Origin of the sequence: Kitasatospora sp. NPDC002965 (assembly GCF_040611255.1) — a bacterium.
GTDB lineage: Bacteria > Actinomycetota > Actinomycetes > Streptomycetales > Streptomycetaceae > Kitasatospora.
Map to the genome: position 1 here is coordinate 1 of NZ_JBEXNT010000222.1, position 9,108 is coordinate 9,108.

The window sequence follows — 9,108 nt, forward strand, 5'->3', positions numbered from 1 at the left end:
ACCCGCGTGGGGCTGCGGGCCTCTGTCGGAGAAACCGGCCGAGGCCCGGGGGTGCCCCGCCGGGAGGGACGGCGCCTCCGCCCGGCGGGGCCGCGCTCAGCGGAGCTCAGCGGCGCTCAGCCGCACTCAGCGGCACTCAGAAGAACACCGAACGCCGCTGCACCAGCAGCTGGTAGAGGGTGTGCTGGATGGTCTCCCGGACCTCGTCGGCCAGGTCGAAGACCAGCATCGGGTCGTCCGCCGCCTCGACGGGGTGCCGGTCGGTCGCGATCGGCTCGCCGAACTGGATGATCCACTTGGTCGGCAGCGGGACCGCCCCCAGCGGCCCCAGCCACGGGAAGGTCGGCGTGATCGGTACGTACGGCAGGCCCAGCAGCCGGGCCAGGGTCCGGAAGTTGCCGATCATCGGGTAGGTCTCCTCGGCCCCGACGATCGAGCACGGGACGATCGGCACCCGCGCCCGCAGCGCGGACGACACGAAGCCGCCGCGGCCGAAGCGCTGCAGCTTGTACCGCTCGGAGAACGGCTTGCCGACCCCCTTGAAGCCCTCCGGCCAGACCCCGACCAGCTCGCCCCGTTCCAGCAGTGCCTGGGCGTCCTCGTTGCAGGCCAGCGTGTGCCCGGCCTTCCGGGCCAGTTCGTTGATGCCGGGCAGGACGAACACCAGGTCGGCGGCGAGCATCCGCAGGTGCCGGTGGTGCGGGTGGTGGTCGTGTATGGCCACCTGGGTCATCAGGGCGTCCAGCGGGATCGTGCCGGAGTGGTTGGCGACGATCAGCGCGCCGCCCTCGGCCGGGATGTTCTCGACGCCGCGGACCTCGACCCGGAAGTACTTCTCGGCCAGCGGCCGCAGCAGCCCGAGCAGGACCTCCTCGGTCAGCTCCCGGTCGAAGCCGAACTCGTCCACCTCGTAGTCGCCGGTGATCCGGCGGCGCAGGAAGGCCAGGCCGTCGGCGGCCCGGGACTCCCAGCCCTTGCCGAACAGCCGGGTGGCGGCCGGGCCGAGCTGCCCGGCCAGTGCCCCGCCGACCGTCTCGGCGACCCGGTCGGCCAGGCCGGGGCCGACCGGCGGCTCGGTCCAGCTGGGGGCGGACTCGATCGGGATGACCTTCGCCTCGCCCGGCGCGTTCTCGGCGGCGGCACTCATGCGGGTTCAGCTCCTGGGTCGGTGCGGGCGGGCGGGACTCTCCGGTGCGGCCCGGCCGTGCCCCGGGCGCTCGGGGCCGAGCAGCGCGGCCACGCCGTCGGTGACGGCGGCCAGCCGGCCGGGCGGCAGCAGGCCGGGCGACTGCGCCGCGGCGAAGTCGGTGAACGCCTCCGGGGTGGTGAACGCCGGACGGTAGCCGAAGGTCTCCCGCAGCCGCGTGGTGTCCACCACCCGGCCGTGCGTGAGCAGCCGGAGCTGCTCGGGCGAGACGTCCACGAGCCTGGTCTGCCGGGCCAGTCCGGCGAACCAGCTGATCGCGGGCAGCAGCAGCGGCAGGGTCGGCCGGCCCAGCCGGCGGGCGCACTGGGAGAGCAGCAGGACGCCCTCCCCCGCCACGTTGAAGGTACCGGTGTTGACGGTGCCCGGCTCGGCGGCGAACGCGGCCCGGCAGAGCACCTCGATCACGTCGTCCTCGTGGACGAACTGGAGCCTCGGGTCGTAGCCGAGAACGGTCGGCAGCACCGGGAGCCCGAAGTAGTCGGTCAGCGGGGTGTCGGCGGCCGGGCCGACGATGTTGGCGAACCGCAGCACCGTCACCCCGACGTCCGGGCGCCGCCGGGCGAAACCGCGGACGTAGCCCTCGACCTCGACCGCGTCCTTGGCGAAGCCGCCGCCCGGCAGGTTCCTGGGCTGGGTGCGCTCGGTGAACACCGCCGGGTCGCGCGGCGCCGAGCCGTACACGCCGGTGGTCGACTTCACCACCAGCCGGCGGACACCCGGCGCCTTCTGGCAGGCACCGAGCAGCTGCATGGTGCCGATCACGTTGGACTCCTTCACCGACGAGCGGTTGGTGGAGCCCAGCCCGGTGGCGCTGACCGCGAGATGGACCACGGTGTCGACCCCGTGCTCGGCGATCACCCGGGCCACGGCGGGGCGGCGCAGGTCGAGCTGGTGGAAGCGGTACGGCGCGGCGGGCCCGTCCGGCTCCGCGAGCGCCCGCAGCGGGGGCCGGGGCGGCTGCACGTCCACGCCGACCACCAGGTCCACCCCGGGCCTGCGGCGCAGCTCGGCGGCGAAACGGGCGCCCAGGTGCCGGGCCACGCCGGTGACGAGCACGACCGTTCCCACAGCGCTGCACCCCATTTCCACGCCCGCCCGTTCCTCGGCCCGGGCGGCCTGCGTGCACCGTACCGCGCCGCCGTGGCGGGCCGTGAAACGACACCGCCCGCCCAGGCCACGAGGGCCTGGACGGGCGGGGGAACGCCTGAACCCCGCCGGAGCGGGGGGATACTTCGTTGCGTCGCTGGACCCTCGTCGTGGGGTCACCCCCGCCGAGGCGGGGAAGCTCACAAGCTCAGGCGTTACTTCTTGTTGCGACGCTGAACACGCGTCCGCTTCAGAAGCTTGCGGTGCTTCTTCTTGGCCATACGCTTGCGACGCTTCTTGATGACAGAGCCCACGGAACAACCCTCGCTCACTGAGACTCGCGCCCGTGAGAGACGGAGTCCATACGACTGACGGACGGCCTAGCCTACCGTCCACTCGCCCAGGGCCGTAATCGTGCTCCCCGGGACGGGCAAACTCGGGGCGAATCCGAGGCGAACGGGCGCGGGGCCCACCGGCTGTGGGCCCCGCTCCGCCGGACTGTCCTACGCGCTTTCGAGCCGCACGTAGGAGTCCTTGAGGTACTCGTGCACTGCCTGCTGAGGCACCCGGAACGACCGGCCGACCCGGATGGCCGGCAGTTCGCCGCTGTGCACCAACCGGTAGACCGTCATCTTGGAGACCCGCATGACCGCGGCCACTTCGGCCACGGTCAGGAAGACGACGTCCTGCAAGGGGCGTTCGCCGGAACTCATGACCATCACCCGACCCTTACCCGTGTGCAAGGCACCGGCTTCCCCTCCGGTGACTCCACCGGCACACGTGTATCCCCAGAGTAGTTATGGGTGGTACCAGTGGGAAGAGGGAGAAGCGCAGTCGTCGTACGGTGAGGGATAAGCCCGTTGCAGTACGTAGCCGATCGGCGGTCTGCACCAGTGGTCGTGCGCACGGCCCCGGTCCGGCACCGGCCCTTCACAACCGGGGGCGGCCGTTCAGCGGCGCGGGCCGCCGCCGCGGCCGACGCCGCAGGTCAGGGCAGCAGTCCGTGGTGCGGCAGGACGGCCCTGCGGGTGGCCAGGATCGCCTGGTCGAGGCGGTCGGCCGGATCGTATCCCGCCTCGAAGTCGCGCCAGGCCGGGCGCGCGCCGTCGGTCATCCGCAGCGGGGCCGGACGCCGGGTCCGCCGGTAAACCTCCGCCCGCCATGTTTCCGGAGTCTCGGTGACCGGGTCGACGGGCCGGCCCGCGGCGGTCGCGACCAGATGGGTCCACGTCCGCGGTACGACGTCGACGACCGCGTAGCCACCCCCGCCGAGGGCGATCCAGCGGCCGTCGGCGTGCTCGTGGGCCAGCGCGTGCAGTTCCTCGGCGATCAGCCGCTGCGCGTCCACGGTGACGGCGAGGTGGGCGAGCGGGTCCTCCAGGTGCGTGTCGGCGCCGTGCTGGGTGACGAGGACCTGCGGCCGGAAGGCGGCGAGCAGTTCGGGCACCACGGCGTGGAAGGCGCGCAGCCAGCCGGAGTCACCGGTGCCGGCCGGCAGCGGGAGGTTGGCCGCGGATCCCGGGGCGCCGGGCCCACCGGTCTCGGTGGCCCAGCCGGTCTGCGGGAAGAGCGTGGCGGGGTGCTCGTGCAGCGAGACCGTGAGCACCCGCGGGTCGTCCCAGAACGCCTCCTGGACGCCGTCGCCGTGGTGGACGTCGACGTCGACGTAGGCGACCCGCTCGGCGCCGAGTTCGAGCAGCCGGGCGATGGCGAGGGCCGGGTCGTTGTAGATGCAGAAGCCGGACGCCTTGCCGGGCATGGCGTGGTGCAGGCCGCCGGCGAAGTTGACGGCGTGCGGGGTCTCGCCGCGCCAGACGGCCTCGGCGGCGGCGACCGACTGCCCGGCGATCAGCGCGGAGGCGGAGTGGACGGCCGGGAAGGACCAGTTGTCGTCGGTGCCGAGCCCGTGCCGGGGGTCCTGCTCGTCGGGGTGGGCGGCGGCGTGCTTGACCGCCTCGACGTAGGCGGCGGTGTGCACCAGCCGGAGGGTCGACTCACCGGCGGGCGGCGCGGACCGGACGGTGACGCCCGGACCGCCGTCGAGGCCGAGGGACTCCACCAGCCGCATGGTGAGCGAGAGCCGCGCGGGGTCCATGGGGTGGCCGGGGCCGAAGTCGTACGCGGTGACCGCTTCGTCCCAGAAGAGGTGCAGGCCGCAGGGGGTGACGCGCTCGGCTTCGGGCATGGCCTCCACCGTAGTGGGTGAGGCCGGTGCGGCCGGGCAACGGGCCCTTGAACGCCGGTGGTACGGACGTCAGCCGCGAGGGAGGCCGGCGCGCGCCCCGACGGGCGGTGCCGCCGGAACGGGCGTGGCGGCGGGAGCGGTCGCGGGTGCGGCGGCCCGGTCCGGGCGGCGGCCGGCCAGCCGGCACCCGAGGCAGTCGGGGTGGCCCCGGCGGGCGTCGGGGTCGGGGGTGCGCCAGTGCCGGCGGCCGGGCGGGCGCGGCCCGGTGGCCTTGCCCCGGCCGGCGAGGTGGAGCAGCCAGGCGGCGAGGGCCCCGAGCACGGTGAGGGCGGCGCCGGCCCAGAGCCCGGGGGCCGACCCGGCGATGAGGGCGACGCCCGCGACGGCGGATCCGAGCACGACGATCGCGGTCCCGGTCCAGCCGGCCACGGTGTGGCCCATGTCGTGATCTCCGTGTGCGCCCATGTCTCCTCGTTTGGTGTGATGGGTGCGGTCCGCATCCACTCGGACGTTTTATCTCACGAGCTAAGTAACTTAGATACTAAGGAGATACCCCGTGGAGGGCAAGCCGCGCCCGCAGGCGACGGCCGAGCAGGCGCTCTATGCGATGGACCGGATGATCGCGCTCGCGCAGTTCGGCCAGCAGGACATCGCCTCGCGGCTCGGGCTCAACGTCACCGACCTCACCTGTCTGGGCTTCGTCATGGAGGCCGCCCTGGCCGGCGAGTCGCTGGCGGCCGGCGACCTCGCCGAACGCGCGCAGCTGACCACCGGCGCGGTGACCGGGGTGCTCAACCGGCTGGAGAGGGCCGGGTACGCCCGGCGCGAGGCGGACCCGGGCGACCGGCGCCGGGTCCGGGTGGTGCTGGACAGCAGCGCCCAGGCCCGGATCCTGGAGGTCTACGGACCGTTCTACGAGCGGATCAACCGCCTCTTCGCCGACTACACCGCGGACGAGGTCGCGGTGCTCGCCGACTGGTTCACCCGCGCGAAGGGGTTGCTCCGCGAGTCGCTCGACGAGGTCCGCGAGGGCGGGGACCGGCGCTAGGCCCGCCACGCGGCCGGTGACGGGCGCGGCCGGGCGGACGGCCTAGACGCGGACCGCGACCGCGTCGGGAGCCACCGGGGCCGGGGCGAAGCGGTCGGCGAGCGGCAGCACGGCGAGCACCAGCAGCATCGGCGCGAGCAGCGCCCAGCGGTACGAGCTCGCGTCCGCCAGCGCCCCGACCAGCGGCGAACCGACCAGGAAGCCCACGTAGTTGAAGAGGTTGAGACGGGCCACCGCGGCGTCCGAGTCGGCCGGGAAGAGCCGCCCGCCGGCCGCGAAGACCTGCGGGATGATCGCGCAGATCCCCAGACCGAGCACGGTGAACCCGGCGATCCCGACCCGGGCGCCGGGTGCGACGGCGGCCAGCGCGAACCCGAGCGCGGCCAGCACCGCGCCGGACCGGACCACCGGGACGGCGCCCCAGCGCTGCACCGCGCGGTCGCCCAGCGCCCGGCCGAACAGCATCGCGACCATGTAGCCGAGGTAGGAGAGCTTGGCCACGTCCTCCGGGCTGCCCAGGCCGTCGGTCAGGTACTTGACGCTGTAGTTGGAGACCGAGGCGTCGGCGATGTACGCGAAGGCCATCGCCAGGCAGAGCGGCAGCAGCGGGCGCCACGGAACGGCCCGGGCGGCGGCCTCGGCGGCCTCGCGGACGGCGTCGCCGAGTTCGGCCGGCCCGGCGAGGCGGGTGCCGGCCAGCACCGCGAGCGGGGCGATCACCCCGGCCGCCGTGCCGAACAGCACCGGCAGGCCGAGGCCGGCGTGCGCACCGAGGCCGGCGACGGCGGCGCCGAGGATCCCGCCGAGGCTGAACGCCGCGTGGAAGCCGAGCATGACCGACCGGCCGTAGCGGTGCTGGAGGCCGACCCCGAGCATGTTCATACTCGCGTCCAGCGCCCCGACCAGCAGGCCGAACGCGCCCAGCGCGAGGGCGAGTTGCCAGAGCGTGTCGCCGAACCCGGCGGCGGCCAGGGTGACGCAGACGGCCGGCTGGACGACCCGCAGCACGGCCCGCGCCCCGGTCCGCCGGACCAGCCGCTCGGAGGCGATCGAGCCCACCCCGGCCAACACCGGCACCGCGGCCAGGAAGACCGGCAGCAGCGCGTCGCTCAGCCCGTACCGGTCCTGGAGTTCCGGGATGCAGGTGACCAGCAGGGCGAAGGTGACGCCCTGGAGCAGGAAGCCCGCCGCCAGCGCGGCGCGGCCGGCCCGGAGCCGCGGCGTGACCGCGGCACTCTCGGAACGCACATCAACCTCGCTACCGGCCGGTACGACAGTGGTGGCGAGAGCGTAGGCCGTGACGGGCGATCGCGGGAGGGGTCGCGCAGCGGTTCCGGGACACGGGCCGCATCAGAGCAGGCCGGGGACCTCCGCCAGGTCGGCGATCAGACCCGTGGCACCGGCGGCGAGCAGCTTCGCCGGGTCGGTGAGCGCGGTGTAGCCGTACACGTCCATGCCGGCGGCGCGGGCGGCCAGCACGCCGTTGGGGCTGTCCTCCAGGACCAGGCAGGCGGCCGGGTCGACGCCGAGGGTGCGGGCGGCGTGCAGGAACAGGTCGGGCGCGGGCTTGCCGACCCCGACGTCCTGGGCACTGAAGATCCGCTCCTCGGGGAACTCCCCGCGCAGGCCGGTGACGTCCAGCGCGGTGCGGATCCAGGAGTGGTGCGCGGAGGAGGCCAGGCAGTACGGCACGGAGCGCTGCCGAAGCTCCTTCAGCAGCGTCTCCGCGCCCCGCACGGCCACGAGTTCGGTGCCGAAGGCGTCGAACACCCGGCCGTGGAACAGTTCGTCGAAGCCGTCCGGGAGCCGCGCGCCGTCGTGGCGCTCGGCGATCACGTCGTGCACCCGGTGGGCGGCGGTGCCCATGAAGTCCCGGTAGGAGTCCTCGATCGTGGTCGGGTAACCGAGCTCGGTCAGGTACTCGGCCAGCAGCCGGTTGGACACCGGCTCGCTGTCCACCAGGACGCCGTCGTTGTCGAAGATCACCAGTTCGTAGGCCACGCGTTCGAGCCTACCGGGCCCGCCCGGCGGCTACTTGCCGCCGGAGGCCAGCTCCCGGGAGCGGTCCCGGGCCGCCTCCAGGGCGCCCAGCAGGGCCGCCCGCACCCCGTGGTTCTCCAGCTCGCGGATGGCCGCGATGGTCGTGCCGGCCGGCGAGGTGACCGCCTCGCGCAGCTTCACCGGGTGTTCGCCGGAGTCCCGCAGCATGATCGAGGCGCCGATCGCCGACTGCACGATCAGGTCGTGCGCCACCTGGCGCGGCAGCCCGAGCAGGATGCCCGCGTCGGTCATCGCCTCGACCAGGAAGTAGAAGTACGCCGGACCCGAACCGGAGAGCGCGGTCGCCGCGTCCTGCTGGGCCTCGGGCAGCCGCAGCGCCTTGCCGACCGACCGGAAGATCTCCTCGGCCCGCACCAGGTGCGCCTCGGTGGCGTGCGAGCCACCGGAGATGACGCTCATCCCCTCGTCCACCAGGACCGGGGTGTTGGGCATCACGCGGACCACCGGGGTACCGGCCGCCAGTCGTGCCTCGAACCACTCGGTGGGGATGCCGGCCGCCGCCGAGATCACCAGCCGGTCCGGTCCGACGTGCGGCGCCAGCTCGTCCAGCAGGGTGCCCATGTCCTGCGGCTTCACCGCCAGGATCAGGGTGTCGGCGAGCTTGGCGGCCTCGGTGTTGCCCACCACGCCGACCCCGTACCGGGCGGCCAGCTCCTCGGCCCGCTCCGGACGGCGGGCGGTCACCAGGACGTCCGCCGGGTCCTTCCCGGCCCGCAGCAGGCCGGAGAGCAGCGCCTCACCGATCTTGCCCGTGCCGAGGAAGGCGATCTTCTGTCCGTGCTCCGTGTTGCCGGCCATGGCCACTCCTTGCTTCCGGTACCGCGGCCATCCTCGCACCGCGTACGCGCCGGCGGCGGGACCGTCCACCCTGCGGAAGGCACGGGTCCGGGGTCCGCGGGCGCCGGGCCCGGGGCGCCCCCTAGGGCGAAACTCCGGGTTCTCCCCTATGGCCCGGCGCTGGGCCTGGGCGCACCGTGGAGGTATGGCACACGGAGAGATGTCCCGACGTGAGAACCGGCAGGTCGCCGTCGCCGCGGCGACAGTGGGCCCGTGGCGGACCGCCGCGGGAGTCGGTGCGGTGGTGGGGGCGACGGCCCTGGGGATCGACGCGATCTCCGGGGACTGGTCGCTGAGCATGCTGGCCGATCCGGCCGGCTGGGGCCTGTTCTTCTTCTTCCTGGTCGGTGCGGTCGGCGGCCAGCTGCGCCGCGACACCACCGACCGGCGGCTGGCCCGGTGGGCGGCCGAGCACCCGTGGCAGTCGGCGCTGCCGGCGGCCGGCGGGCTGCTCCTGCTGAACACGCTGGCGCAGCTGTTCCTCGGCGACGCGGGCGTGTTCGAGGCCTTCTTCCTCTCGCTGCTGCCGGCCGGCCTGCTGCTGGCCGTCGCGGGCGTGGTCGGCTCGGTGAAGCGGGCCCGCGGCAAGGGCTGAGCGGGGGCGGCGGTACCCGCCGACGGATGGAGCAGGCGCTGGCCGTCGATGGGGAGGCCGACCCGCTGTTCCCCGACACCGTGCCCGAC

General features: G+C 74.1%; 11 protein-coding genes. 2 read left to right on the forward strand and 9 right to left on the reverse strand.

Annotated features, from left to right (window positions below; genetic code table 11):
• Window positions 1-136 precede the first annotated feature (136 nt).
• From ABZY91_RS40385 to ABZY91_RS40410, 6 genes are all read right to left on the reverse strand, one after another.
• The gene (locus tag ABZY91_RS40385) at window positions 137-1,147 is read right to left on the reverse strand and encodes a lysophospholipid acyltransferase family protein (protein WP_329951427.1); all 1,011 of its coding nucleotides are present in this window, start codon (window positions 1,145-1,147) and stop codon (window positions 137-139) included.
• 6 nt (window positions 1,148-1,153) lie between these two features.
• Window positions 1,154-2,275, reverse strand: a complete 1,122-nt coding sequence (locus ABZY91_RS40390) for an NAD-dependent epimerase/dehydratase family protein (protein ID WP_355409047.1) — start codon at window positions 2,273-2,275, stop codon at window positions 1,154-1,156.
• A 233-nt stretch (window positions 2,276-2,508) separates the two neighbouring features.
• Window positions 2,509-2,607, reverse strand: coding sequence for an AURKAIP1/COX24 domain-containing protein (locus ABZY91_RS40395; RefSeq protein ID WP_003948845.1), 99 nt, complete (start codon window positions 2,605-2,607; stop codon window positions 2,509-2,511).
• A 189-nt stretch (window positions 2,608-2,796) separates the two neighbouring features.
• Window positions 2,797-3,006 (reverse strand): helix-turn-helix domain-containing protein, encoded by a 210-nt coding sequence (locus ABZY91_RS40400; protein WP_329885539.1) that lies wholly within the window; start codon window positions 3,004-3,006, stop codon window positions 2,797-2,799.
• Between the two features lie 275 nt (window positions 3,007-3,281).
• On the reverse strand, window positions 3,282-4,478 hold the full coding sequence (locus ABZY91_RS40405) for an acetoin utilization protein AcuC (RefSeq protein ID WP_329885540.1): 1,197 nt from the start codon (window positions 4,476-4,478) through the stop codon (window positions 3,282-3,284).
• Window positions 4,479-4,547: 69 nt separating this feature from the next.
• On the reverse strand, window positions 4,548-4,943 hold the full coding sequence (locus ABZY91_RS40410) for an HGxxPAAW family protein (protein ID WP_355409049.1): 396 nt from the start codon (window positions 4,941-4,943) through the stop codon (window positions 4,548-4,550).
• Window positions 4,944-5,034: 91 nt separating this feature from the next.
• Here ABZY91_RS40410 and ABZY91_RS40415 point away from each other — a divergent pair, with 91 nt between their 5' ends.
• Complete coding sequence (locus ABZY91_RS40415) at window positions 5,035-5,526, forward strand: MarR family transcriptional regulator (RefSeq protein ID WP_329951424.1); 492 nt, start codon at window positions 5,035-5,037, stop codon at window positions 5,524-5,526.
• 42 nt (window positions 5,527-5,568) lie between these two features.
• On the opposite strand, the gene ABZY91_RS40420 is transcribed toward ABZY91_RS40415, so the two are convergent.
• The 3 genes from ABZY91_RS40420 to proC form a co-directional block, all read right to left on the reverse strand.
• Window positions 5,569-6,774 (reverse strand): MFS transporter, encoded by a 1,206-nt coding sequence (locus ABZY91_RS40420; RefSeq protein WP_329951423.1) that lies wholly within the window; start codon window positions 6,772-6,774, stop codon window positions 5,569-5,571.
• A gap of 102 nt (window positions 6,775-6,876) precedes the next feature.
• A complete protein-coding gene (locus tag ABZY91_RS40425; protein WP_329885544.1) occupies window positions 6,877-7,527 on the reverse strand; it encodes an HAD family phosphatase in 651 nt (216 codons plus the stop codon).
• A 30-nt stretch (window positions 7,528-7,557) separates the two neighbouring features.
• Window positions 7,558-8,385: a pyrroline-5-carboxylate reductase gene (gene proC / locus ABZY91_RS40430; protein ID WP_329885545.1), complete on the reverse strand. Its 828-nt coding sequence runs from the start codon at window positions 8,383-8,385 to the stop codon at window positions 7,558-7,560.
• Between the two features lie 199 nt (window positions 8,386-8,584).
• On the opposite strand from proC, the gene ABZY91_RS40435 reads away from it, so the two are divergent.
• Window positions 8,585-9,019: a hypothetical protein gene (locus ABZY91_RS40435; protein WP_355409052.1), complete on the forward strand. Its 435-nt coding sequence runs from the start codon at window positions 8,585-8,587 to the stop codon at window positions 9,017-9,019.
• Window positions 9,020-9,108: the final 89 nt, after the last annotated feature.